The 25,162-nt window shown below is 62.7% G+C and carries 21 protein-coding genes and 1 tRNA gene; 11 read left to right on the top strand and 11 right to left on the bottom strand.

Annotated elements, in window-relative coordinates; genetic code table 11:
- Positions 1-65: 65 nt before the first annotated feature.
- The 3 genes from L4X63_RS17690 to L4X63_RS17680 form a co-directional block, all read right to left on the bottom strand.
- Complete coding sequence (locus L4X63_RS17690; RefSeq protein WP_250679980.1) at positions 66-410, bottom strand: histidine triad nucleotide-binding protein; 345 nt, start codon at positions 408-410, stop codon at positions 66-68.
- A 72-nt stretch (positions 411-482) separates the two neighbouring features.
- Positions 483-1,259 (bottom strand): TlyA family RNA methyltransferase, encoded by a 777-nt coding sequence (locus L4X63_RS17685; protein WP_250679979.1) that lies wholly within the window; start codon positions 1,257-1,259, stop codon positions 483-485.
- A gap of 105 nt (positions 1,260-1,364) precedes the next feature.
- Positions 1,365-3,206 carry a UbiD family decarboxylase gene (locus tag L4X63_RS17680; protein WP_250679978.1) on the bottom strand — a complete coding sequence of 614 codons (1,842 nt, stop codon included), beginning with the start codon at positions 3,204-3,206 and terminating at the stop codon, positions 1,365-1,367.
- A 307-nt stretch (positions 3,207-3,513) separates the two neighbouring features.
- Here L4X63_RS17680 and L4X63_RS17675 point away from each other — a divergent pair, with 307 nt between their 5' ends.
- The 8 genes from L4X63_RS17675 to L4X63_RS17640 all read left to right on the top strand — a co-directional run bounded on the left by L4X63_RS17675 (position 3,514) and on the right by L4X63_RS17640 (position 13,236).
- Positions 3,514-6,009, top strand: a complete 2,496-nt coding sequence (locus L4X63_RS17675) for a PAS domain-containing sensor histidine kinase (protein ID WP_250679977.1) — start codon at positions 3,514-3,516, stop codon at positions 6,007-6,009.
- Between the two features lie 105 nt (positions 6,010-6,114).
- Positions 6,115-7,491 (top strand): sigma-54-dependent transcriptional regulator, encoded by a 1,377-nt coding sequence (locus L4X63_RS17670; protein ID WP_250679976.1) that lies wholly within the window; start codon positions 6,115-6,117, stop codon positions 7,489-7,491.
- Between the two features lie 405 nt (positions 7,492-7,896).
- On the top strand, positions 7,897-9,054 hold the full coding sequence (locus tag L4X63_RS17665) for an ABC transporter substrate-binding protein (RefSeq protein ID WP_250679975.1): 1,158 nt from the start codon (positions 7,897-7,899) through the stop codon (positions 9,052-9,054).
- Between the two features lie 166 nt (positions 9,055-9,220).
- Positions 9,221-10,087, top strand: coding sequence for a branched-chain amino acid ABC transporter permease (locus L4X63_RS17660; protein WP_250679974.1), 867 nt, complete (start codon positions 9,221-9,223; stop codon positions 10,085-10,087).
- A 31-nt stretch (positions 10,088-10,118) separates the two neighbouring features.
- Positions 10,119-11,204, top strand: coding sequence for a branched-chain amino acid ABC transporter permease (locus tag L4X63_RS17655; RefSeq protein ID WP_250679973.1), 1,086 nt, complete (start codon positions 10,119-10,121; stop codon positions 11,202-11,204).
- The gene (locus L4X63_RS17650) at positions 11,204-11,923 is read left to right on the top strand and encodes an ABC transporter ATP-binding protein (protein ID WP_250679972.1); all 720 of its coding nucleotides are present in this window, start codon (positions 11,204-11,206) and stop codon (positions 11,921-11,923) included. The genes L4X63_RS17655 and L4X63_RS17650 overlap by 1 nt, the downstream gene beginning before the upstream one ends.
- A gap of 94 nt (positions 11,924-12,017) precedes the next feature.
- Positions 12,018-12,722: an ABC transporter ATP-binding protein gene (locus L4X63_RS17645; protein ID WP_250679971.1), complete on the top strand. Its 705-nt coding sequence runs from the start codon at positions 12,018-12,020 to the stop codon at positions 12,720-12,722.
- Between the two features lie 73 nt (positions 12,723-12,795).
- A complete protein-coding gene (locus L4X63_RS17640; RefSeq protein ID WP_250679970.1) occupies positions 12,796-13,236 on the top strand; it encodes a CBS domain-containing protein in 441 nt (146 codons plus the stop codon).
- Positions 13,237-13,424: 188 nt separating this feature from the next.
- Here L4X63_RS17640 and L4X63_RS17635 read toward each other — a convergent pair whose 3' ends face one another.
- The 6 genes from L4X63_RS17635 to nadB all read right to left on the bottom strand — a co-directional run bounded on the left by L4X63_RS17635 (position 13,425) and on the right by nadB (position 21,049).
- On the bottom strand, positions 13,425-14,624 hold the full coding sequence (locus L4X63_RS17635) for a cofactor-independent phosphoglycerate mutase (protein WP_250679969.1): 1,200 nt from the start codon (positions 14,622-14,624) through the stop codon (positions 13,425-13,427).
- A gap of 622 nt (positions 14,625-15,246) precedes the next feature.
- Entirely contained in the window at positions 15,247-16,128 is an 882-nt protein-coding gene (gene xerD, locus L4X63_RS17630; protein WP_250679968.1) for a site-specific tyrosine recombinase XerD, read from the bottom strand.
- On the bottom strand, positions 16,128-18,821 hold the full coding sequence (glnD, locus tag L4X63_RS17625; protein ID WP_250679967.1) for a [protein-PII] uridylyltransferase: 2,694 nt from the start codon (positions 18,819-18,821) through the stop codon (positions 16,128-16,130). Before glnD ends, xerD begins: the two co-directional genes overlap by 1 nt.
- The gene (locus tag L4X63_RS17620) at positions 18,822-19,031 is read right to left on the bottom strand and encodes a hypothetical protein (RefSeq protein ID WP_250679966.1); all 210 of its coding nucleotides are present in this window, start codon (positions 19,029-19,031) and stop codon (positions 18,822-18,824) included.
- 142 nt (positions 19,032-19,173) lie between these two features.
- A complete protein-coding gene (pheA, locus tag L4X63_RS17615; protein WP_250679965.1) occupies positions 19,174-19,449 on the bottom strand; it encodes a chorismate mutase in 276 nt (91 codons plus the stop codon).
- A 7-nt stretch (positions 19,450-19,456) separates the two neighbouring features.
- Positions 19,457-21,049, bottom strand: coding sequence for an L-aspartate oxidase (nadB, locus tag L4X63_RS17610; RefSeq protein ID WP_250679964.1), 1,593 nt, complete (start codon positions 21,047-21,049; stop codon positions 19,457-19,459).
- Positions 21,050-21,266: 217 nt separating this feature from the next.
- Between nadB and L4X63_RS17605 the strand changes: the two genes are divergently transcribed.
- The 3 genes from L4X63_RS17605 to L4X63_RS17595 all read left to right on the top strand — a co-directional run bounded on the left by L4X63_RS17605 (position 21,267) and on the right by L4X63_RS17595 (position 22,598).
- The gene (locus tag L4X63_RS17605) at positions 21,267-21,857 is read left to right on the top strand and encodes a transglycosylase SLT domain-containing protein (RefSeq protein WP_250680125.1); all 591 of its coding nucleotides are present in this window, start codon (positions 21,267-21,269) and stop codon (positions 21,855-21,857) included.
- Positions 21,858-21,866: 9 nt separating this feature from the next.
- Positions 21,867-22,460 carry a CDP-diacylglycerol--glycerol-3-phosphate 3-phosphatidyltransferase gene (pgsA, locus tag L4X63_RS17600; RefSeq protein ID WP_250679963.1) on the top strand — a complete coding sequence of 198 codons (594 nt, stop codon included), beginning with the start codon at positions 21,867-21,869 and terminating at the stop codon, positions 22,458-22,460.
- A gap of 63 nt (positions 22,461-22,523) precedes the next feature.
- A tRNA-Cys gene (locus L4X63_RS17595) sits at positions 22,524-22,598 on the top strand.
- Positions 22,599-22,893: 295 nt separating this feature from the next.
- Here the strand turns inward: L4X63_RS17595 and L4X63_RS17590 are convergent.
- Positions 22,894-23,538 (bottom strand): MarC family protein, encoded by a 645-nt coding sequence (locus tag L4X63_RS17590; protein WP_250679962.1) that lies wholly within the window; start codon positions 23,536-23,538, stop codon positions 22,894-22,896.
- 245 nt (positions 23,539-23,783) lie between these two features.
- Entirely contained in the window at positions 23,784-25,154 is a 1,371-nt protein-coding gene (prsR, locus tag L4X63_RS17585) for a PEP-CTERM-box response regulator transcription factor (RefSeq protein WP_250679961.1), read from the bottom strand.
- Positions 25,155-25,162: the final 8 nt, after the last annotated feature.

Below are 25,162 nucleotides of genomic sequence, written 5' to 3'. Positions count from 1 at the left end.
TTGCATGCCAGATTAGCTACTCGGGCGGCGGTTTCGCCGTCAAGGATTACGCGACAACGTCACCATTACCCCGGAGGCCAGGTCAGCTTGCGGCCGGCCAGGAAATGGAAATGGATGTGGAAAACGGATTGCCCCGCCGCCAGGTTGGTGTTGTTGACCAGGCGGAAACCATCGTCGGCCACGCCGCGCTCGCGTGCCAGGGTGGCAGCGGCCCGGTGAACGGAACCGATCAGGGCGTCGTGCTCAGGGGCAAGGTCCAGGGCATTGGCAATGTGCTCTTTGGGGATGATCAGGATATGGACCGGCGCCACCGGATTGATATCCTCGATGGCGAACAGCTGGTCATCCTCGTAGACCTTCTTCACCGGAATGGCGCCAGTGGCCATCTTGCAAAACAGGCAGTCTGACATCTAACCCTCCACTTCAGATTTTGAATACTAAGTAACGCGTTGCCGGACGTTCCTGGCAACGCGAACGCTGCTTCATTCCGTCTCCGCATCCATCGGGAAGGTGACCGGCGTATCGGCGGTCTTCTTCAGGTGGATGAGAAACTCCTTGTTCCCCTTGGGCCCCAGGATCGGCGATTCGCACACCCCGAGCACCAGGAGCCCGAGCCCCTGCGCCATGGCGGTCACCGAGGCGACCACCTGGTGGTGCTTCTTCTCGTCGCGCACCACCCCCCCCTTCCCCACCTGCCCGCGCCCCACCTCGAACTGCGGCTTGATGAGGGCGACGATGACCCCATCGGCGGAGAGAAGCCGCAGCGTGGGCGGAAGCACCTTGTCCAGCGAGATGAAGGACGCGTCGATGACTGCCAGCTCGGGGACCTCGGGGAGGCTGGCCGGCTCAAGGTAGCGGATGTTGGTTTTCTCCAGGTTCACCACCCGCTGGTCCTCGCGGAGCTTCCAGGCGAGCTGCCCATAGCCTACGTCCACCGCGATGACGCGGCGGGCTCCCCGTTGGAGGAGGCAGTCGGTGAAACCACCGGTGGAGGCGCCGACGTCAATGGCGCAGAGGCCGGTGACCTCGATCCCGAACTGCTCCAGCCCCTTGGCGAGCTTGAGTCCGCCGCGGCTCACGTAGGGAAGCGGCGCCCCCTTCAAGCGGAGATCGGCCTCCACGTCCACCATCAATCCGGCCTTGTCCGCCAGATGGTCGTTGACCACCACCTGACCGGCCATGATGAGAGCCTTGGCCTTCTCCCGCGAAGGCGCCAGCCCCCGCTCGGTAACCAGCTTATCGAGCCTTTCCTTTGGCAAATAAATTCCTTTCTACTGGAATGGGAATTCTCAAACCAGCGAGACAGCTCCGCCGTCTAATAGAGATCCCCTGCTTAGCTCCCCCCTTTGAAAAAGGGGGACGTATCAGTACAGCCCGTGCAGCGGTCCGCCGGGCGCGGCGAGCTCGTCGACTTTGCGCTCCACCGCCGGGTCTTCGATCAGAGGCGGCGCATGGTGTGGCTTCACCCGGGCGTCGATCACCAGCGGCCCCCGGCACCCCCACTGCTTGCAGGAGGTGAAGGCCCCCACACCGTAGATATCGGCCGCGGGATCGGAACGGGTGAAGGTAACCCAGAGGAAGTTGTTGAGGGTGGCGGCCGTGAACCTGCTGTCGTCGCAGACCACGATGAGGGGAATCCCCTCCAGCCCCGGCACCCCTTCCAGGGTCCGGCAGAGCTCCTCCATGCCGGGATCGTCCGCCCCCTTGGCTATCCGGCAGGGGGGGGCCTGCACGGCCAGCACACCCGGGAGGCAGATCGCCGGGGCGGAGAAGCCGGCGGGAAGCCGCAGTTCGCCGGGCACCTCGGTAGCGAGCGTCCGCCGCTTCTCGCCGATAGCCGCCATGACCACCTTCGAGCCGCTGTTCAGTCCGCTTCCGGAGTAATCGAGGGTGTCCATGGTGGTGGCGGTCTGGAAATGGAGGTCGCGGGAGGGGTCGATCCGCTCCAGGACATGCGCAAGAAACGCCGGGATGTCGTGGATATCGAGCTGCGGCGCGTCCTCGTGACAGCCGATCATCAGGTACTTGGCGAGCGAAAGCTGCCCCTGGCCGAGCACCGCGTTGGCGATGGTGAGGATCTCCTGCGGAGTGCGCTTCTCGGCGTACGGGACGTAGCGCTCGCTTCCCACCGCGAAAAGAAGCGGGTGAACCCCGGCGGCATCGACCGCGTGGACGGCCTTCACACCGGAGATCACGGTGGGAATCAGCGGCCCGGTCAGCTCGTGAATGAAGGCGCCGAAGGAGGTGTCTTCCTGGGGAGGACGCCCCACCGTGGTGAAGGGCCAGATGGCGCCGTCGCGGTGGAAGACTTCCTCGACCTTCAGGACCGGGAAATGGTGAGCCAGGCTGTAGTAGCCGAAATGGTCGCCGAAAGGCCCTTCCGGAAGGGTCCGGGTGGGATCGACGGTACCGGTGATGACGAAATCGGCCTGGGCCGGGATCGGGAGGCCGCCGGGGCGGGCAATCATCTCCATCCGGTGGCCGGCCAAGAGCCCGGCGAAGGAGAGCTCCGGCATCCCCTCGGGAAGCGGCATCACGGCCGCCACCGTCATGGACGGGGCCCCGCCGACGAAGATGTTGACCTTGAACGGCTCCCCCTTCTCCAGCGCCTCGGCGTGATGGAAGCCGATGCCGCGATGGATCTGGTAGTGAAGCCCGATCTCCTCGTTTTGCTTGTAGGAGCCGCCGGAAAGCTGCACGCGGTACATGCCGAGGTTGGAATGGCGAAGGCCGGGGCTCGCGGCGCTTTCGGAGTAGACCTGGGGGAGTGTGATGAAGGCGCCGCCGTCGTCGGGCCAGGACTTGAGCTGCGGGAGCTTGTCGATGGTGGTCCGGTGGGCCAGGATGGGCCCCTCCCCGACCGTCTTGGGAAGGAGATGCCAGGCCGCGGGAATGGCGGAGACGAAGGAGAAGGGATTCTTCATGACGGCGCGGGGGTCGACTTTCATCTCCACCAGCTTCTCGATCCCCTTCAAGGTATCCCGGAAGATATACCTGGTCCTCTCCAGGGTTCCGAAGAGGTTCCCGAGCATGGGGAAATCGCTTCCCTGCACCCTGGTGAAGAGGAGCGCCGGCCCTCCCGCCTGGTACACCCGCCGCTGGATCGAGCCGATCTCGAGCTCGGCGGAGAGTTCAACATCGATTTTTCTCAAGGCCCCCGTGCGTTCCAGGTCGGCGACGCACGAAGCAAGGTCCCGGTAGCCCAATCGTTTCCCCCACGTGAAGCTTGAAATAACTGGTTATTCTTAATGCAGCCCCGCGGCGAAGTCAATTAAAACCATCCCGTTTCGCACTAACTCTCCCCCCTTGTCAAAGGGGGGCCGGGGGGGATTTGCCTCACGCCCGCCACCATCGAATCCCCCACCCCCCTATTCGCGGGTGGACTTCCTTCTGCAGGATTATGTTTATTCAGCCGGGAGATTTGTGTTAGTCTCCGGCCAAGACACTGTTTGATCCCTTGGCAACTGAATCGACTTCTATCAGCATCGGCACCTTACGTGGAGGAACCCCTTCTTGCCCCGCTTCACCATCTTCAAGAAGATCCTGATGAGCACCCTGCTCCTTTCGCTCGTGCCGCTTTTGGTCTCCTCGATCATTCTGCTTTTCAACCTGCAATCGACCAGCACGAAGCTTACCGCCGAGATCGCCGAGTCCGACGACACCCAGTCCTCGGAGGTGCTCCAGATGCGGGCGCGGGTCTTGGCCGACAGCGTCTCCGATTTTCTCCACCAATGCGAAAACGACCTCTTGTTTCTCTCCCGCTCCCGCCTCGACAGCGCAGCGCTCCTTAATTTCTACCAGACCCGCCGCAGCGAGCTCTGGCTCCGTAGCGGCACCCCCGAGGCCCCGCAGGAAAGCCACGAGCTGGTCCCCCTCTACCGCTCCATCGCCCTCATCGACCGTACCGGGCAGGAGAAGCTCGTCATCGCCAACGGGCGGATCGTCTCCCCCAGCGAGCTTCGCAACGTCTCCGATCCGGCCCGCACCACCTACAAGAGCGAGGAGTACTTCCGCCGGATCCGCGGCCTTAAGCGGGGGGAAATCTACGTCTCGCACGTTACCGGTTTCCATATCCTCAAAAAAGAGCAGTTGGCCGGGGCCGGCGACCCCGAAAGCGCCTACGACGGCAAGAGCTACCAAGGGGTGGTCCGCTTCGGCGCGCCGCTTTTTAACGCCGGGGGGGGCTTCGCCGGGGCGGTGGTGCTCTCCCTGGACCATCGCCACCTGATGGAGTTCACCCAGCATATCGATCCCGGCAAGAGCTTCTCTACCGTCTTTCCCTCCTACCGCAGCGGCAATTACGCCTTCATGTTCGACGACGAGGGGTGGATCGTCACCCATCCCAAGTTCTGGGACATCCGGGGGGTAGACGAAAACGGCCGCCTGGTCCCCCCCTACAGTGAGCACTCCTCCAAAGCCGACATCGATGCGGGGCGCATCCCCTACAACCTCGACTACGCCGGTTTCGTCGACCCGAGCTATCCGCTGGTCGCCTCGGAGGTCCGCAACCAGCGGTTCGGGTACGTCGACATAACCAACGCCGGCGGCGCCAAGAAGATCATGGCCTACGCCCCCATCCCGTACGACAGCGGCGACTACAAGAAATTCGGAGTCTTCGGCGGGGTGACCATCGGGTTCCAGGCCGACCAGTTCCACCAGGCCGCGAGGAGGGGGAGCCGGCTGATCTTCACGCAGCTCGGCGAACATAGAACCACCAGCGCGCTCATCATCCTCGCCACCGCCCTGCTCGCCGCCCTCTCCGCCTGGCTTTTGTCCCGCAACATAAGCGTCCCCTTAAGAGAGCTCACCCAAGGGGCTTCCAAGCTCGCCGCCGGGGACAGCAGCGTCAGGGTGGCGGTCAGCTCGGCCGACGAGATCGGGGTGCTGGCCGGGACCTTCAACTACATGGCGGACGAGCTGGAGCTCCGCAAGGAGAGCATCCTCGCCACCCTGGACGAGCTCCGCAAGTCCCGCCTCGAGATCATGGACGAGCGGAACTTCCAGAAGAGCATCCTGGAGAGTATCTCCAGCGCCATCGTCACCCTCTCGCCGGAGGGGACACTCACCTCGATCAACGGGACCGGCCTCCTCTACCTCGGCGAAGAAGCCCGGCTCGGCAGGTGCTACCGCGAGGTCTTCGAGGGATGGGGGGACCTGGACGCTAAGATCGAGCGGGTCCTCGCCAGCCACGCGGGCTACGGGCGCCAGGCGCTCAGGGTGGAGCGCGGGGAGGGGATGACCCACTTCGAGATCGGCTTCTTTCCCATCGGCGAGGAGGCGGCCAAGGGGCTCACGGTCATCCTGCGCAACGAGACGGAGAAGGCCAAGCTCCAGGAGGAGATGATGCGGCTCGACCGCCTCGCCTCGCTGGGCAAACTGTCGGCCGGCATCGCCCACGAGGTCCGCAACCCCCTGACCGGGATCTCCCTGCTCCTCGACGATCTTCACGACCAGGCCGTCTCCGGGTCCGGGGACCAGTTGCTGATCAAGAAGGCGCTCAGCGAGATCGAGCGGGTCGAGCGGCTCATCACCGCGCTGCTCAACTACTCCTCCCCGGCCCGGGCCGCCTTCAGGGAGTGCGACTTGAACCGGGTGGTCTCCGACACGGTGCTCTTGATGCGCCGCCAGTGCGAGCGCCAGCAGGTCCGGTTGACCCTGGCGGTCGGGGAGCTCCCTCCCCTGCTCATCGACCCGGACCAGATTAAGCAGGCGGTCATGAACATGATCCGCAACGCGCTGGAGGCGCTTCCCAACGGCGGGAGCATCGAGGTAGCCACCGCCCGGGGGGAGACGGCAAGGGTCTGCATAAGCGACGACGGTGCCGGAATCGCACCGGAGGACCTGCCGCTCATCTTCGAGCCGTTCTTCACCAGGAAGGGAGCCGGCACCGGCCTGGGGCTGTCGATCACCCAGCGGATCGTGGAGGAGCACCGGGGGACCGTCAGGGTGGAGAGCGTGCAGGGCGAGGGGACGCGATTTACCATCGAGCTCCCTCTTACCCCGTCCTAAGCCTCCCCCTCCGCGTCGCTCCCCCCTTCTCCCAAAGAGGGCGAGGGCGAGGTGGAAGGGGAGGAAGAAGTTGGTTCAGCGCCAATCGGAAAAGGAACTATCTAGATGGAAAAAATCCTGATCATCGACGACGAGGCCTTCATCTGCGAAAACGTGCAGCGGGTCCTGAGCGACGAGGGGTTCGAGGTGCTGAGCGCGGCCACCGGGAGCGCCGCCCGCGACCTGGTCGCCTCCGAGGAGATCGACCTGGCCCTGCTCGATCTCAACCTCGGTACCGAGAACGGCATCGAGGTCCTGAAGACCCTGAAGGAGCTGGACCCCGAACTGCTCGTCATCATCATCACGGGTTACGGCTCGGTGGAGACCGCGGTGGAGTCGCTCAAGCTCGGCGCCTTCCACTACATGAAAAAGCCGTTCAAGGCGGACGCCCTGAGGCTCATCGTGAAGCTCGCCCTGAAGACGCAGACCTTGAAAAGGGAGGTGCGCAAGCTCAAGAGGGCCGACGGGATGCTGCCGGGCAGCTCCCCCTTCATCGGGAAAAGCGCCCCCTTCCTGAGGGTGGCCGCCCTGGTGCGGGAGATCGCCCGCATCCCCTCCACCGCCCTCATCACCGGCGAATCCGGCACCGGCAAGGAACTGGTCGCCCGGGCCATCCACAACCTCTCCGACCGCACCGAGGCCCCCTTCATCGCCATCAACTGCGCATCGGTACCCGCCACCTTGCTGGAGAGCGAGCTCTTCGGGCACGAGAAGGGGTCCTTCACCGGGGCCACCGGCCGCAAGAAGGGGCTTTTCGAGGAGGCCGACCGGGGAACCGTCTTCCTCGACGAGATCGGCGAGATGGACATGGCCATGCAGGCCAAACTCCTCAGGGTCCTCCAGGAGAGAACGGTCCGCCGGGTGGGGGGGGTGAAGAACATCCCCATCGACGTGCGGGTCATCGCCGCCACCAACCGTAACCTGCAGAAACGGATCGCCGAGGGGAGCTTCCGGGAGGACCTCTTCTACCGCCTCAACGTCTTCCCGATCCACCTACCGCCGCTTAGGGAGCGGACCGAGGACGTCGACGCCCTGGCCGCCTACTTCCTCGACGAGTTCTCCCGCTCCTTCGGGCGCGACTTCGGCGGGGTCTCGGACGAGGCCGCCCGGCTGATGAGAAACTATCCCTGGCCGGGGAACATCCGCGAACTGAGAAACGTGATCGAAAGGATCTGCATCATGCACAAGGGCCCCATGCTGCGGCCGGAACACCTCCCCCCGGAGATAAGCGGTGCGGTGCCTCCCCAGCCCCCCTCCGCCGCCCCCGCCCCCCTCCCTCCCGGAATGGGGCTGGAAGAGGCCATCTCGAGCTACGAGAAGTCGGTCATCGAAGAGGCGCTCGGCAGAAGCGGCGGGAATGTCCAGCAGACGGCGAGCATTCTGAAGATCCCCCGCGGCACCCTCCGTTATAAAATGGAAAAGTACGGCCTGTCCCCCTCATAACGCCCTCCCCCTCCGCTAACCGCCGCCCCCCGGTGGCGGAAATCCGCCTCACGCGGTGGCGGATTTCCGCCATCGCTCCCTTTCCATCGGCCTCCCCCTTCCCTTTCCCACGGCACCATCCTTTCCCGATGGTCTCCCCGCCACTCCCCCCCCGGCGGCCACGCCTGCGTGGAAACGGCAGGTTAGCCATCGCCGCCCCCCCCGCCCCCCCCCGAAAGCCCGCTCCCGGAAGCGACCGGCATCTTATTTGCTTCTAACCGGCAGATAGAAAATCGTTTTAGCATTCTCCGGCAAACGGCGTCCGCCTCAGCCCCCCTGCCGTCCGTGAAAACGCACCAAGACGGTTTTACCAGTTAAAACAGGCAGCTTTCACCCGCGGCATATCACCATCAACAAGGAGGGAGTATGAAAAAACGTTTTGTCGCTCTGGGTCTTGCGCTCCTCATGGCGGCGCCGGTGGCCGCCTTCGGAGCCAGCGTGAAAATCGGGGTCATCAACTCGATCACCGGCCCGGAAGCACCGATCGGCGAGAACCTCACCAACGGGATCAAAATGGCCCAGGAGGACCTCAAGAAGAAAGGGGTCAACGTGGACCTGGTGTGGGAGGACGACACCGGCAAACCGCAGATCGCCATGAGCGCCATGGAAAAGCTCGCCACCCGCGACAACGTGGCCGGCGTGGTCGGGCCCTACACCTCGGCCTGCTCGAACGCGGTGGCCAAGCTCGCCCAGAGGTACAAGGTTCCCGTGCTGATCCCGGCCGCCGCCAAAGAGGAGATCACCCGGCAGGGGTACATGTGGGTCTTCCGGATGAACGCCCCGGCCGACGTCTACGCCTCGGTGCTGATCGATGCCGCCCTGACCGCCGGCAAGCCGAAGACCATCGCCTTCATCTACGAGAACACCGACTTCGGGACCTCGACCAGCCAGAGCGCGAAAGCGTACGCCCAGAAGAAGGGGATCGCCATCGTGGCCGACGAGTCGTACTCGAAAGGCTCCCCCGACTACCGCTCCACCCTCACCAAGATCAAGGCGAAAAAGCCGGACCTGGTCTTCATGGTCTCCTACGTGGCGGACGCCATCCTGCTCATGCGCCAGGCCCACGAGATCGGGCTGAAGCCGCAGGCATTCCTCGGCGGGGGCGCCGGCTTCACCACCGTCCAGTTCGCCAAGGAGAAGCAGATCTCCAACTACGTCCTCTCCAGCACCCAGTGGACCGAGGACGTCAGCTGGCCGGGGGCCCACGACTTCGGCAAGCGCTATAAGGCCAAGTTCGGCAAGGAGCCGACCTACCACGCCGCCTGCGCCTACGAGTCGATGATGATCATGGCCGAGACCGCAGCCAAAAATGCCGGCAACCGCGAGAAAACCCGCGCCGGCCTCAAGGCAGGGAAGTGGAACGGCATCATGGGCGAGGTGAAATTCGCGGATTACGCCGGTTTCACCAACCAGAACAACCACCAGATGCTGGTCGAACAGATCCAAAACGGCGTCTACGAGACCGTGTACCCGAAGAAGTGGGCCACCAGGAAGCTGATCTACCCCTTCCCCGGCTTCAAGTAACCACCAATCCCCGCCCCCCGCGCGCCGGCATCGGTCCGGCGCGCGGGTCAGGCGGGGCCCCCGGTTCCCCCCCCTCCCGGCCATCCCGGCCGGCCGCAGGCCAAGGGGGAGCGGACAGGGGGAGGACGTCTTGTCTGCGCAGTGCGCGGGACATTCGGAGTTTCCCATGCTTGTCTTTTCCCAATCGCTCATAAGCGGCCTGCTGATCGGCGGCGTCTACGCCCTGATCGGCATCGGGCTCACCATCATCTTCGGCGTCATGCGGATCATCAACTTCGCGCACGGCGACATCATGATGATCGGGATGTACCTCACCTACAACCTTTTCACGCTGGCGGGGATCGACCCCTTCGTATCGGTGGCCATCACCATCCCGATCATGTTCCTGTTCGGAGCCCTGCTGCAAAAGGTCTTCATCAACAGGGTCCTGAACGCGCTTCCCCAGAACCAGATCCTTTTGACCATCGGGCTGGGGCTCATCATGAGCAACACCATGATGCTCATCTTCACCTCCGACTACCAGATCCTCACCACCAGCTACTCTTCGAGCAGCTTCAGGCTGTTCCACATCTCCATCTCGCAGCCTCTCGCCATCTCCTTCGTGATCACCGCGGGCATTACCGCCCTCCTCTACTGGTTCTTCATGAAGACCGACACCGGCCAGGCCATCCGCGCCACCGCCCAGGACCGGGACGCCGCCCAATTGATGGGGATCAACGTGAAGAGGATGTCGATCATCGCCTTCGGCCTGGGCTCCTCGCTGGCCGGCACCGCCGGCGCCCTGATTTCGCCGACCTACTACATCTTCCCCCAGATCGGAAGCACCTTCACCCTGAAGGCCTTCGTCATCACGGTCCTTGGGGGAATGGGGAGCATCCTCGGCGCCACCCTCGGCGGGATCCTGATCGGGGTCGCCGAGTCGATGGGTGCGGTCTACATCTCCAGCGGCTGGAAGGACGTGGTCGTCTTCGTCCTCTTCCTGCTGGTGCTCGTCTTCAAGCCCTCCGGCCTGCTGGGTAAATCCCGCGCGTAGGGGTGCCAAATAATTCATGGGAACCAGTGAAATGGCAATAAACACAAAAGAAAACAAGGCCGCCGGGGGGAGCTTCATCACCACCGGCACCGTACTGTCCCTCCTGGCGCTGCTGGCCCTCGCCTCGGTCCCCAGCGTGGTGTCGAGCCCCTACACGCTGCACCTCATGATCCTGCTCTTTCTGAGCACCATCATGGGGCAGAGCTGGAACCTGATCGGCGGCTACACGGGACAGTATTCCGTCGGCCATGCCGCCTACTTCGGGGCCGGCGCCTACACCACCATGATCCTGTTGCAGCACTTCCAGATCGCCCCCTGGTACGGCGCCCTGGCCGGCATGGGGGTGGCCCTCGTGGTAGGTCTCGTCGTCGGCTCCATCTGCTTCCGGTTGCGCGGCCCCTACTTCGTCCTCGCCTCGATCGCCGTGGCAGAGATCCTGCGCCTTTCCGCGATGAACCTCAAGGAGATCACCAACGGCGCCGAGGGGATCCTCGCCACCGACCTCCCCCCCTTCTCCATCGGCGGCACGGTGATCACCGACTTCTCCACCAAGGTCCCCTTTTACTACATCGGACTCGGCCTCGTGGTGCTGACCGTGGTGGTTACCGTCGCGGTGCAGCACTCCAAGCTCGGCTACTACTTTCAGGCCATCCGCGAGGACCAGGACGCGGCCCATTCCCTCGGCATCAACCTGAGCCTCTACAAGAACCTGGCCCTCGGTTTGTCGGCGGTTTTGACCTCGCTGGCCGGAAGCTTCTACGCCATCTACGTCGGCTTCGTCGATCCCCCGACCGTGCTCGGCCTGGACATCTCGGTGCAGATCGTGCTGATCTGCATCATCGGCGGTATCGGCACCATCTACGGCCCGGTGGTCGGCTCCCTGGTGCTGGTCCCGCTTTCGGAGGGGCTCCGGAGCAACCTGATAGCGAGCGCAATCTTCGAGACGGGCATCGTCTCGGAGAGCTCCCCGGTCGGCAACTTTCTCAAGGAGAACCTGGCCCACGCCCACGCGCTCATCTACGGCATCCTGGTGGTGGTGGTAATCCTGTTCATGCCTGACGGGGTGCTCGGCTTCGCGAAGAAGCTGGTATCCAAGAGGAAAGGGGGGCGGGCCTGATGGCTATTCTCGAGATCAAACACGTAAGCAAATTCTTCGGCGGGCTGGCGGCCAACTCCGACGTATCGTTCGAGGTCGCCCAGGGCTCGATCATGGGACTGATCGGCCCCAACGGCGCGGGCAAGACCACCCTCTTCAACTGCATCACCGGCTACTATCCCCCGTCGCGCGGGGACGTCATCTTCAAGGGTAACCGGATGAACGGGCTGCAGCCCGACCGGGTCTGCAAGCTCGGCATGGCCCGCACCTGGCAGAAGGTCCGCCCGCTGGCCAAGATGACCGTACTCGACAACGTGATGGTAGGGGCGCTTTGCCGGACGAGTTCCCTGAAGGCGGCCCGGGAGATCGCCATGGAGCAGCTCCACGTGGTCCGGATGGAGCACAAGGCGGGCTTTCTGGCCGGCGGGCTGCCGATCGGCGAGAGGAAGAAGCTGGAGATGGCCCGCGTGCTCGCCACCACGCCGGAGCTTTTGCTGCTGGACGAGGTGATGGGGGGGCTCAACCAGGCCGAGAGCGAGGAGATCATCAACCTGATCCTGGACATCAAAAAGCGCGGGGTCACCCAGATGGTGATCGAGCACGACATGAAAGCGATCATGAGGATTTCCGACCGGATCGTGGTCTTGACCTCCGGGGAGAAGCTGACCGAGGGTACGCCGGAAGAGGTGGTGACCAACCAGCAGGTGATCGACGCCTACCTGGGCGAGAGCCACACCTAGCCGGATCCCCCTTCGACAGCTCTCCCTCCCCTGCAAGGGGAGGGGCGTTCCCCCCTCCCTCGCCGGGAGGGGGAGTACTGGTAACGAGGAATACATGCTCAAAATCGAAAAACTCAACTTCAGCTACGACGACCTCAAGGTCCTCTGGGACATCGATCTCGAGGTCCACCAGGGAGAGATCGTGACGGTGGTCGGCTCCAACGGGGCCGGCAAGTCCACCATGCTCAAGAACATCTCGCGCCTGGTGCGCCCCAATTCCGGCACCATCACCTTGCAGGGAGAGGAGATCAACAAGCTCGAATCGCACCAGGTGGTCGAACGGGGAATCGTGCAGGTGCCGGAAGGAAGGAAGATCTTTCCCGAGATGACGGTACGCGAGAACCTGCGGATGGGCTCCTTCATAAAAAGCGCCAGGGCCAACCGGGAGGAAAACATCGAGCGGGTCTTCAACCTCTTCCCCCGCCTCAAGGAGCGCGAGAAGCAGCTCGGGGGGACCATGTCGGGCGGAGAGCAGCAGATGCTCGCCATCGCCCGTGGGCTCATGACCAATCCCAAGGTTCTGCTCCTCGACGAGCCCTCCCTGGGACTCTCCCCCCTGCTGGTCGGCAACATCTTCGAGATCATCACCGAGATCAACCGCCAGGGGATGACCATACTGCTGGTGGAACAGAACGTCTACCAGTCGCTGCGGATCGCGCACCGCGGCTACGTACTGGAAACGGGACGGGTCGTGCTCACGGGCAAGGGGGAGGATCTCCTCAACGACCCGCACGTGCGGAAGGCGTTTTTGGGGATGTGATCGGGCGCCCAGACAGGCGCAACCGGCGGTAATTAACGATGCGAACACGGCCACGCGGGCCGAGGAGGGATTCATGACCAAAGTGAAGCGCTGGATGACCACCAACCCGATCGTCATCGAGGCGGACGCCACCGTCATCGAGGCGATGCACCTCATGAAGGAGAAGAAGATCAGGCGGCTGCCGGTGATGAAGAAAGGAAAGATCGCAGGGATCCTGACCGAGGCGATGGTGAAGGATTTCACCCCCAGCAAGGCAACCGCCCTCGACACCTGGGAGCTCCACTACATCCTGAGCAAGACTCCCGTCACCAAGGCCATGAACCCCAAGCCGTTCATGGTCACCCCGGACACCGACCTGACCGAGGCGGCGGCCCTTCTGCACGACCGCAAACTCAACGGGGTGCTGGTGGTGGACGACAAGAAGCTGGTCGGTATTCTGACCATCACCAACGCCCTGGAGGCGCTGATAGCCATCTGCAAGGATCCCCGCCTCGCCGAGAACGGAGACGACTGACCTTCCGCCCCTTTTCCCCGGCCCAGTATTTTCGACCCGCTACGCCTGCAATCCCCTCTCCCTCCGGGAGAGGTTCAGGGTGGGGAGCGATCGGTGCTGGGCAGAATTTTGGGCAGGGGCCGCACCAACGAAAAGGGCCCGGCAATTTTTTGCCGGGCCCTTTTTCTGTCCAGAAGGTGTAGCCGGGGTTATTTCTTAAGCAGCATCTCCATCAGGCGGTACCCCTCCTGCACCACCACACCGGTGGCGGCGGCAGAGGTCTCGCTGTACCCTTCCACGCCCGGCTTCGCCTCCTGCTCGCCGCTGTAGAGGACGAACGGGACCGGATCGGAGGTGTGGGTCATCAGGGAGACCGGCGTCGGGTGGTCCGGGGCGCAGAGGACGCGATATTCCCCGTACTGCTTGAGCCCCTCGAGGACCGGGCCAACAATCAGCTCGTCGAAGCACTCGATGGCCTTGATCTTGTCGGCCAGGTTGCCCGAGTGGGAAGCCTCGTCAGGCGCCTCCACGTGTACGAAGACGTAGTCGTGATCCTTCAGCGCGGCGACGGCGGCCTCGGCCTTACCCTGGAAGTTGGTATCGAGGTAGCCGGTGGCGCCGGGGACGTTGACGATGTCGAGCCCGGCGTAGACCCCGATCCCCTTGATCAGGTCGACGGCGGATATGACCGCCCCGGTCAGCCCGAACTTGCCGGCGAAACGATCCATGGCCGGGGCTTTTCCCTGCCCCCACAGCCACATGGAGTTGGCCGGAAGCTCGCCCTTGGCGGCCCGCCGCTTGTACTGGGGATGGTTGTTGAAGATCATCTGCGAGCAGTTCATCAGGTAGATGAGCTTGTCGGCCCCCTCCCCGCTCGGGAGGTAACCGAGAATATCCTGGCCGGTGATGTCGTGGGGCGGAGTCGCCTTGATCTGCTCTTTGCCGCCATGCCAGACCATGAGGTGACGGTAGCTCACGCCGGGATGAAAGGAGAACTCGTCGTTGCCGAGCTGGCGCTGGAGGTCCTCCACCAGTTCGCGGCCGTCGGCGGTGGTGATGTGGCCGGCGGAGTAATCTTCCATGATGAGACGGCCGCCGCGGGCCTCGAGGGAGACCAGGTTGAGGCGGAAGGCGACGTCGTCGGGACCGAGGGAGACTCCCATGCTGGCCGCCTCGAGCGGAGAACGGCCGGTGTAGCAGGAGGCCGGGTTGTACCCGAACATGGAGAGGTTGGCCACGTCGCTCCCCGGCGGGTAACCGGCCGGTACCGTCTTGGCCAGGCCGAGGACGCCGCGCTTGGCAAGGTAATCCATGTTGGGGGTTTTCGCCGCCTGCAGCGGAGTTTTCCCGTCAAGGGCTGCTATGTGCTGATCCGACATGCCGTCGCCGAGCAGTACCACGTACTTCATCGAAAGTTCCTCTTTAGCTTGGGAAGTGCATTGCAATTGCATTGCAATAAAAATGACCCTACCTATCTAGCAGGGAATGGGGGTGAAGGTCAACCCTTGAAGGCGAAATACCCCCTGCCCCTCTGCGCGCCGTTTTACTCTTCCCTCCGGAGCGAAGGAAGGGAGCAAGGGCGCGAACGTTAAAGATGGTATGCGCTTTCCAATGTAAGACCGTCTTTTTCTAATATGCGCTCTGCTTTTGCTTAAAGACGGTCTCGGTTACGTAAAAGACGGTCGTGGTTAAGTAAAAACAGAGCACCTCGTCGTGGCGTAACGGCGATTTTCACCTCGCGCATCCCGCCTCTTGGTTACTCGGGCAGCGGTTTACCTTTCGCAACAGGGTTGACGCCGAAAAGATGCCCAACTATTAATCAACGCACCGCTTCAAATGTCCCCTGCCGCCCGATTCGGTTAACGGGAAAACCTTCTTCGGTTAATGGAGGCCCCTCTTTTACTTAAAGACGCCTTCATTTATTTAAAGACGGTCTGCTTTTTTTTAAAAACGACCTTCTATTAAAATGAGCGACCCTGCTTTTGCTTAAGTGAGGTCCGCAATAGCTTAACCGGGCGTTCGCTTAGCTTATCATCCGCGCGGATGGAAATCGGCGTGGAGGCGCTTCAGCCTTTCGCGGGTCACATGGGTGTAAATCTGGGTCGAGGAGAGGTCGGCGTGCCCTAACATGATCTGCACGCTTCTCAGGTCGGCTCCGTTTTCCAGAAGATGGGTGGCGAACGAGTGCCGCAAGGTATGGGGGGAGATGTTCTTTAGGATACCGGCCTGCAGCGCCCTCTTCTTGATGATGTTCCAGAAGGACTGCCGGGTCATCCCGTCGCCCAGCCGGGTCAGAAACAAAAGCGTCGATGCCCCCTCCTTCAGGAGATCTTCGCGCGCCTCCACGAGATAACGGCTGACCGCCCGGCAGGCGCTTTCCCCCAGGGGAACCAGTCTCTCCTTGTCACCCTTGCCGATGGTCATGAGGTATCCGGCCGAGAGGTTCACCTCGGAGAGTTTCAACCCCACCAGCTCGGAGACCCTGAGCCCTGTCGCGTAGAGAAGCTCCAGCATCGCCTTGTCCCGCAACTCCCCCGCGCCCGTATCCAAAGGCGAAGAGAGGAGCGCCTCCACCTCCCGGCCGCTCAGCACGATGGGGAGCTTGTGTACCCCCTTCGGGGCCTCGATGATGGAGGTCGGATTGGTATCGCAGTACCCTTCGGTGACCAGAAAGCGGTGGAACATCCGGAGGGCGGAGAGCGCGCGGGCACGGCTGCGGGGGGCGATTCCCTCGTCATTCAGGCGGGCGAGGTAGGAGGCGATATCGGTGGGGGTGACACCGCCGGGCCCCTTCCCCTCCCCCAGAAAGCGGAGGTAGCGGGCCAGGTCCCGGCCGTAGGAGGCCACCGTGTTGGCGGCGGCCCCCTTCTCAACCAGGAGGTAACTTAGAAAGAGGTCGACAAAAGAGTCCACTAGTCCTTGTCGATGGCGGCTAAAAGCTCGCGGCGGATCTCCTCGAGCTTGCCCGGATCGGTGATCTTCTGCCCGAAGATGTCCTTGACGTAGAAGGTGTCGGCAACCTGGTCGACCTTGGTGGAGATCTTGGAGACGCCGATGTAGAGCCCCAACCGGGTCAGGGTACTGGTGATGTTGTAGAGGAGGCCCACCTTGTCGTGGGCGTAGATGTCGATGACCGAGTAGTCGGTCGATACCTCGTTGTCGATCTCCACCCGGGCCGGCTGGGTCGGCTTGGCCTTCCCGGTGAGGATGCTCGGCCGGTGGCGTTTGGCGACCAGCGCCCCCACCCGCACATTCCCCTGCAGTACCTGGGTCAGGTCGGATTCGAAGCGCGCCCAGCGGCTCTCCTCGGTGATGACGAATCCCTGCGGAGAGTTGACCTGGAGGATGTCCAGTACCTTTTCGTTGGTGTTGGTGTGGATCTGCGCCCCGAGGATGTTCATGCCGTTGGCGGCCATCACCCCGGTGATCATCGAGAAGAGGCCCGGGACGTCGTAGGTGCAGACCGTGCAGGTCGTGTACCCGCTGGAGACCTCGTGGGCAATCTTGACCTGCAAGAGCTGCTCGCCGCGCAGGGTCAGCAGGATCCGCAGATGCCCGGCAATGATGTCCGGCTTGTAGGAGAGGAGATGACGGGTGGAGAGCGACTGCAGCTCGTCCTTGATGAGCTGGTGCGGGAAATCGTCGGCCAGAAGGTCGAAGACCGCCCGCTTCACCCGCTTCACCCGGTCGCCGGAGGCCTCCAGCTTGAAGTCGCCCCGCTCGAGCACGGCGAAGGCCTTCTCGTAGAGCTCCTGGAGCAACAGCGCCTTCCACTCGGTCCAGACGTCGGGCCCCACCGCCTTGATGTCGGCGTAGGTCAGGAGGTAGAGCATCTTCAGATTCTCGCTCTTCTCCATCTGGCGGGCGAACTGGATGATCATCCGCTCGTCGTGCAGGTCGCGGCGCTGGGCGATGTGGGCCATGAGGAGGTGGTGGCGGACCAGGAACTGCAGCCTCTCGCTGTCCTCTTTGATGAGCCCCAGCCGGCGGGCGATGGTCTTGGAAAGCTCGGCGCCGATCTCGGCGTGGCCGCCCCCGGACCCCTTCCCGATGTCGTGCAGCATGACGGCCAGAAGGAGCAGGTAGCGCTTGTCGATCTCCAGGGAGAGCTGGGTCAGGAGCGGAAGGTCGTCCCGGTGATCCCCCCGCCACAGCTTGGTGATCTCCTCGACGGCGAAGAGGGTGTGGGTGTCGACCGTGTAGATATGGTAGACGTCGTGCTGGACCTTGCAGTAGATCCTCTCGAACTCGGGGATGAACCGGTTCAAAAAGCCGAGGTGATGCATCTGCTGGAGGGTCTCGGCCACCAGCTTCTCGGACTGCAGGATGTTGACGAAGGAGGCATTGGCCTCTTTCGAGCGGCGGACCTTGTCGTTGACGAGGTCGAGATTCTCGCGGATCAGCCGCTTGGTGTTGATGTTGAGGTTCACCCCGTGCTTCTGGGCGTACTCGAATATCTTGACGAGCCGGACGGGGTCCTTCTCGATGACCGATTCGTCAGGCACCACCAGCTCGCCCCGCATCACGTAGAACCCGTCTCCCACCGGACGGCGGGTGAAGTAGCCGAGGATCTTGCTCTTGCTGTCTTCGCGCCGGCTGCACTTGGTGATCAAAAGGGAGCAGAAATGCTCGACGTGGTTGGCGTGCAGGTAGAAGTCCTGCATGAACTGCTCGACCGCCAGCGTCTTATCCTTGTCATGGTAGCCGAAGAAGCGGGCCACGGAGATCTGGTTATCGAAGGTGAGCTGGTCGTTCTTCCTGCCGGCCGCGTAGTGGAGCTCGTTGCGGATCCGCCAGATGTAGCTAAGCGAGTCGTAGTAGACCTTCAGCTCCTCCTCGGAAAGGACCCCTTTGGTGATCAGCTCGCGCGGCTCGTCCACCTTGTACTTGATCTTGGCGATCCACATGGCGGAGTGGAGGTCGCGCAGGCACCCCTCCCCTTCCTTCAGGTTGGGTTCCAGGATGTAGACGCTGGAGCCGTACTTCTCCCGCCTTTTCTTGAGCTCCTCGACCTTCTCCGTGATGAAGGCATCGCTTCTCTTGGCGAGCACCTGGCTCACCATGACCTTCTTCAGCTCGGCGAAAAGCGGCTGGCTCCCGGTTAAAAGACGTGCGTCCAAGAGGGCGGTCTTCACCGTGGTGTCGTTGTTGGCCATCTCGACGCAGTCGGTGAGGTTTCTCACCGAGTAGCCGACATCCAGCCTCAGGTCCCACAGGAAGTACAGCAGGCGGTTGGCGATCTCCTCCACCCTTTTGACGTCCTTGCCGGAATAAAGGAACATCAGGTCGAGGTCGGAGTAGGGGTTCAATTCCCTGCGGCCATAGCCCCCCACCGCCACCAGGGCGAGCTCCCCCACCTTCCCGATGTGCAGGTCGTCGGAAAGGGCGGTGAAGAGGGTGGTGACGAGGTCGTCGGTCATGGCGGTGATGGATTCCACCACGTCCTTGCCGCTCTCCCCCTCCCGGTGCTCGCGCTTGGACTCCTCCCGGAAATGCTCCAGAAATTCACGGGCGGCGGCCAGGTAGGAGCCCCGTTTATCCTCGAAAGTGTGGGACGCCCCCATGAGCGACTGGGGGAGGTATCCTTTTATGTTCAGACGGCGCATTTATTCTTCCTTGGCGATCCTTACCACCTGGAGCACACCCGGGAACGCCTGGATGTCGGCCTCAGGCAGGTTCTCCGTGTCGCCGATGACACCGATGATGACCCGGTTGGCGCCGGTAGACTGATGAATGTCATACCCGCGTTCGATGAGATAAGCCTTGATCTTCTCCTGAGCTTCGGTGTCCGCTCCCTTGCGCATCACTATCAGCACGATTCACTCCTTTGGAAATGCAGGGGGCAGATACGGCAAAGCCGGCGAGGGCATGGCCCCGGCCGGCCTCGTTGCCTGACTCCCTGCGGTCATCTTGATTAGGTTTTGTTTGTCGAAAGGGGGTGATACCATACGGCGCCGCCTAGTGCTCACCGGCGGTCATGATCCTCTCCAGACGGCGGGATTCGTCGACCACCCTCTCGAAGAGACGGACGATGGCGTCGTCGTCGAGCGGCCCCGGGTTTTCCTGGGTCATCCGGTTGAAGATCCGCTTCTCGCGGGCGGGATCGTAGACCGGGAGCCCCAGCCCCTTCTTGAGCTCACCGATCCTCAGGGCCAGCGAGGCCCGCTCGTTGAAGATCCGCAACAGCTCGCTGTCCAGCCGGTCGATGTTCTCCCTGATCTCGTCTATGGTCATCCGCGCCTCAGAACTGCTTCTTGATGATGGTGTCACGCTTCCAGTTGTCGTCCAGCTGCGGGTAGTCGATGTTGTAGTTGAGACCGCGGGACTCCTTGCGCATCTGCGCGCAGGAGACGATCAGCTTCGCGACGGTGGCGATGTTCCTGAGCTCGATCAAGTCGGAGGTCACGATGAAGTTCCAGTAGTACTCCTCGATCTCGTCCTGGATGAGGTCGATGCGGCGCATGGCCCGGGCGAGACGTTTGTCGGAGCGGACGATGCCGACGTAGTTCCACATGAAGCGCCTGATCTCGTCCCAGTTCTGGGAGACCACCACCATCTCGTCGGAGTTGGTCGCGGTGCCGGCATCCCACTCGGGGAAGACCGGGGCGGAGAACTCGCCGTTCTTCAGGGTCTCCACCGCGTGCTTGAAGGCGCGGCCGGCGTAGACGGCGGCCTCGAGGAGCGAGTTGGAGGCCAGGCGGTTGCCGCCGTGCAGGCCGGTGAAGGCGACCTCGCCGATGGCGTAGAGGTGCTTCACGTCGGTCTCGGCGTTGGTGTCCACCGCAACCCCGCCGCAGAGGTAGTGGGCGGCCGGCACGACCGGGATCATGTCGCGGGTCATGTCGATGCCGAACTCGAGGCAGGTCTGGTAGATGTTGGGGAAACGGCTGGTGATGTAGGAGGCGTCGCGGTGGGTGATGTCGAGGTAGACGCAGTCGTCGCCGTGGGTCTTCATCTCGTTGTCGATGGCGCGGGCCACGATGTCGCGCGGCGCCAGGTCCTTCAACTGGTGGTAGCGCTCCATGAAGGCGGTGCCGTCGCGGCGCCTGAGGATCGCCCCCTCGCCCCTCACCGCCTCGGAGATCAGGAAGGAACGGGCATGGGGATGGTAGAGGGTGGTCGGATGGAACTGCATGAATTCCATGTTGGAGATGGTGGCGCCGGCGCGGTAGGCCATGGCGACGCCGTCGCCGGTGGCGACGTCGGGGTTGCAGGTGTACAGGTACACCTTGCCGGCCCCGCCGGAGGCCAAGAGGGTGATGCGGGCGGCGAAGGATTTCACCGCGCCGGTCTGCTTGTCGAGCACGTGGGCGCCCAGGCAGCGGTTCACGCTCTGCGGAGTCTTCTTGACCTTCGCCTCGGTGACCAGGTCGATGGCGATATGGTTCTCGTAGATGGTGATGTTGGGGTGCCCTTTGACCACCTCGACCAGGGCGCGCTCGATTTCGCGGCCGGTGACGTCCTCGGCGTGGAGGATGCGGCGGGCGGAGTGGCCACCCTCGCGGGTCAGGTCGTAGACCTCGCCGTTCTTGGTGAAGTGGACCCCCCACTCGATGAGGCTCGCGATGACGCCGGGCCCCTCCTCGACGACCATGCGGACCACGTCTTCATGGCAGATGCCGGCACCCGCCACCAGGGTATCCTGGACGTGGGCGTCGAAAGAGTCCTCGGCGCTGGAGACGGTGGCGATCCCCCCCTGCGCGTAGTTGGTGGCCGACTCGGATATGTCCTTTTTGGTGACCACAGCGACCGTGCCATAGGCGGCGGCCTGCAGAGCGAAGGAGAGCCCGGCGATACCGCTGCCGATCACCAGAAAATCACTTTGCACCTTCATTTTTGTTCCCCCCGGGCGGAGCGTTAGAATTGGGAATACTATCCGGAAAACCAGCGGATTATTGACCCCCGGGGTACTTTTGTCAAGCCTTTTGGCAGGTTAGGCCATCTGGTAATATATTAGGCCTTGAATTCTAATGGTTATTGTTCTATATCTTTTCAGTGCGTTTTTTTTCCACATTTAGCCAAGGAAGGTCACGCGCTTGAAGCGATACGTCATCCTTTTCGCCCTTGTGGCGCTGGCCCCTGCGGCAGTCCTCCACCCCGCCTCCGCCCGCGCCGACATCTACCGGTACGAGGACCCCGACGGCACCCTTCATTTCACCGATGCTCCCACCGACAAGCGGTTCAAGATTTTCATGCGGGACATCAAGAAGGACAAGAAGCTCCGGACCGCCTTCAAGCTTTCGGGGTATGCGAGGAATCCCGCGGAATTCGAGCCGATCATCGCTGCCTGCTCCAGGAAGTACGGGGTGGACGTAGCGCTGGTCAAGGCGGTGATCCATGCCGAATCCGGGTACAACCCGAACGCAGTCTCGTCCAAGGGGGCCCAGGGGCTCATGCAACTGATGCCCAAGACCGCCCAGGGACTTAAGGTGGCCGACACGTTGAATCCTTCCGACAACATCCAGGGAGGGGTGCGCTACCTGAGGTTTCTTTTGGACACCTTCCGGGGGGACGAATCACTGGCCCTGGCGGCCTACAACTCCGGGCTGGGGAACGTGGCCAAGTACGGCGGAATCCCCCCCTTCCAGGAAACCAGAAACTACGTGGCGAAGGTACTGAGCTACCGGAATACCTACCGATAGAAGGATTGCATGCAGAAATCCAACCACGGGACCATTCTTAACATCCCCAACCTCCTGACCATGCTGAGAATCGCGGCCATCCCGGGTCTCTGCGTGCTGCTGCTCTCCCCGGACCGCCGCCCCTGTTTTTGGGCCGCGGCGCTCTTTGCCGCGGCCTCGGTTACCGACTGGCTGGACGGCTACCTGGCCCGCAAGATGGAGATCGTCACCGTCTTCGGCAAGTTCCTCGACCCGATCGCGGACAAGCTGATCGTGATGGCGGCCCTGATCATGATCCTCCCCTACGACCGGGTTCCGGCCTGGATGGTGCTGGTCATCCTCGGGCGCGAGATTATCATCACCGGCTTGAGGGGGATCGCCTCCACCGAAGGGATCGTGATCCCCGCGAGCAACCTCGGCAAGTTCAAGACGATCTTTCAGCTAGTGGCCATTATCGGGCTGCTGCTGCATTACGATTACCGCTGGTTCTTCTCCATCGACCATCCTCTCCTCGTGGTGAACATGCACCATGTCGGAATGTTCTATCTTTGGATAGCAACAGTGATCACTATCTGGTCGGGAGTCGACTACTTGAACAAGTTCGTGAAGCTCATCGCCCGCTAGCAAAATTTCCCATTGACAAAAAAAAGGATTCACGATATACATTCACCTCCTTTCGTTGATTAAGGCGGCGTGGCCAAGTGGTAAGGCAAAGGACTGCAAATCCTTTATTCCCCGGTTCAAATCCGGGCGCCGCCTCCAGAAACATCAAGGGGTTAGCTTTTTAAGGCTAGCCCCTTTTTCTTTTCCGGGTTTTTTGTTTTGTAAAATTTAAATAATTATACCATACTAAAAAATATTGCCCGGCAGGAACGGCGCAAAATCGCGAAGATGGGGACGGAACCAAAAGGTGCCGTCCCCTTTTTCGTGGCAAAAAGGTACGAGGTAAATCCCCCCTGTCCCCCCTTTGACAAGGGGGGAACCTGTTTCCGGCGGAATTCTCCGGAGAACCGGCGGCGGCCCCTAGACCTGCCGCGAGCTCGCGGTGGCAATAGATTCAGCGGAGGGGGAGCTCGCCGGTGAAGACGGCGCGGGCACCGTCGATGACGTACTGGGCGGCGATGAAGGCGAGGAGGAGACCGGCGATCCTGGTGACGATCCGCATTCCGAGGGCACCAACGGCGCGGGCCAGTTCGTCGGCCCAGAAGAAAAAGACGAAGGTGATGGCGAAGACGACGGCGGCCCCGGCTGTCAGCACCAGGATGGAAACGGGGTCCCCAGCCCGGGCGGCGAAGATGAGGGTGGTGGCGATGGCACCGGGACCGGCCAAAAGCGGGATGGCAAGGGGGGTAACCGATACGTCTTCCTTTTCCTCGGCCAGGCGCTCCTCGCGGCTGCTGGTACCGGTTCCGGTCGCGCGGCCGTGCAAAAGCTCCAGGGAGATCAGGAAGAGGAGGATGCCGCCGCAGAGACGGACCGCGGAGGTCTTGATGCCGAAATAGCTGAGGATGTAGGGACCGGCGACCAGGAAGAAGACGATGACCACGAAGGCGATGAGGCAACTCCGCCATGCGGTGGTACGGCGCTCGGCCCGGCTCTTGTTGGGGGTGATGGCGAGGAAGATCGGGATGCCCGCCAGGGGGTCTACGATGATGAAGAGTTGCACCACGAAGACGACCAGCAGCTCGGAGTAACCGCCCATGCCACCTCCTTGCCCGGATGAAACCCGGCAGGCGGTGAGTCCCCTGTCCGGAGGCATCACGCCTCTCATTATTCTACCACCGGGAGGGAGGAAGGAGCCCACCTACTCCGCTCGCTTCCAATGCGCCCCCTAGCCCCTTTACCCTTCCCTCACCCGGCCTTCGGCCACCCTCTCGCCTAAAAGGTTGAGGGTAATGTCCTAAATCCTTACCCGATAGCAGCTCAGATGAGGGACGAGGGGAAGCCCTACTGATGGGCGTGGTTGATGGAGAGCTTCTTCATCATGTCGTAGAGGGTTGGACGGCTCACCCCGAGCTCTTCGGCGGCCTTGAGGATGTTCCCCGACTGGCGCTCCATGGCCGAGATGATCATCTCACGCTCAATCCGTTCCCGGGCCTCCCGCAGGGAGAGCCGCTCCGGGTGGGACTCCAGGGCCACGGAGGTGTCGTTGTCGCAACCGAGGTCCGAGGGGGAGACGGCGCCCCCCTCGCACATGATCACCGCGCGCTGCACGCGGTTTCTTAGCTCGCGGACGTTCCCCGGCCAGTGGTAGCGCTTCATGAAAGCGCCCGCGGTCGCGGAGAAACGGGAAACCTTCTTCTTGTTCTCCTTGGCGTAGAACTTCAGGAAGTTTTCGGCCAGCAGCAGCACGTCGTCGCCCCGCTCCCTCAGGGGGGGAAGCTTGATGTTGATGACCCCGATCCGGTAGTAGAGATCCTCCCGGAAACGCCCCTCGGCGATGGCCCTGTCGATGTCGACGTTGGTGGCGCAGGTGGTCCGGGCGTCGATGGTGATGTTCTCCCTCCCCCCTACCCTCTGGATGGTCCCCTCCTGCAAGAAGCGAAGGAGCTTCACCTGGAGGCTGACCGGAAGCTCGCCGATCTCGTCCAGGAACAGGGTGCCCCGGTGGGCATACTGCAGTTTCCCCTGGACGGTGATGTGGGCGCCGGTGAACGCTCCCCGCTCGTGCCCGAAGAGCTCGCTCTCCAGGAGGTTTTCGGGAATGGCCCCGCAGTTGATGGCGACCATCGGCCCCTTGCGGCGCAGGCTCGCCTGGTGGATCGCCCCGGCCACCAGCTCTTTGCCGGTTCCGCTCTCCCCGGTTATCAGCACCGGCGCGTTGGAGGAGGCGACCTTGTTGATGGTCGTGAAGACGGCCTGCATCTCCGGACAACTCCCGACCATCCCCCAATGCTCGCCCGCATCGGCCGCACTGCCGTCCCCGGCGGAATCGTGCGCGAGCCCTGCCAGGTGGAAGGCGCGGGCCACCATCACCTTGAGGTCGGCCAGGACCGGCGGCTTGTAATAGAAGTCGGAGGCGCCCATCCGGAGCGCCTTCAGGGCGTTCTCCCGGTCGTTGTTGCCGGTCAGCATGATCACCTTGGCGGCCGGATTGACCTCCATGATCTCCTCCAGGCAGCGGAACCCCTCCTCGGAGGTGTCAGGGCTTGGCGGGAGGCCGAGGTCGAGGAGCACCACGCCGGGGCGCTCGGCACGGAACATGGCCGACGCCTCGCGGGCATCGGCGGCCACCACCACCTTGTATTCGCTTCCCAGCCCCCACTTGAGCTGGCGCCTGATATCCTCGTTGTCATCTACGATCAAGATCTTCTGCACGACTCCCT

The organism is Geomonas sp. Red32 (assembly GCF_023652955.1).
GTDB lineage: Bacteria > Desulfobacterota > Desulfuromonadia > Geobacterales > Geobacteraceae > Geomonas.
Note: the sequence above shows the minus strand (reverse complement) of the source record. Positions and strands in the feature narration are given on the sequence as shown.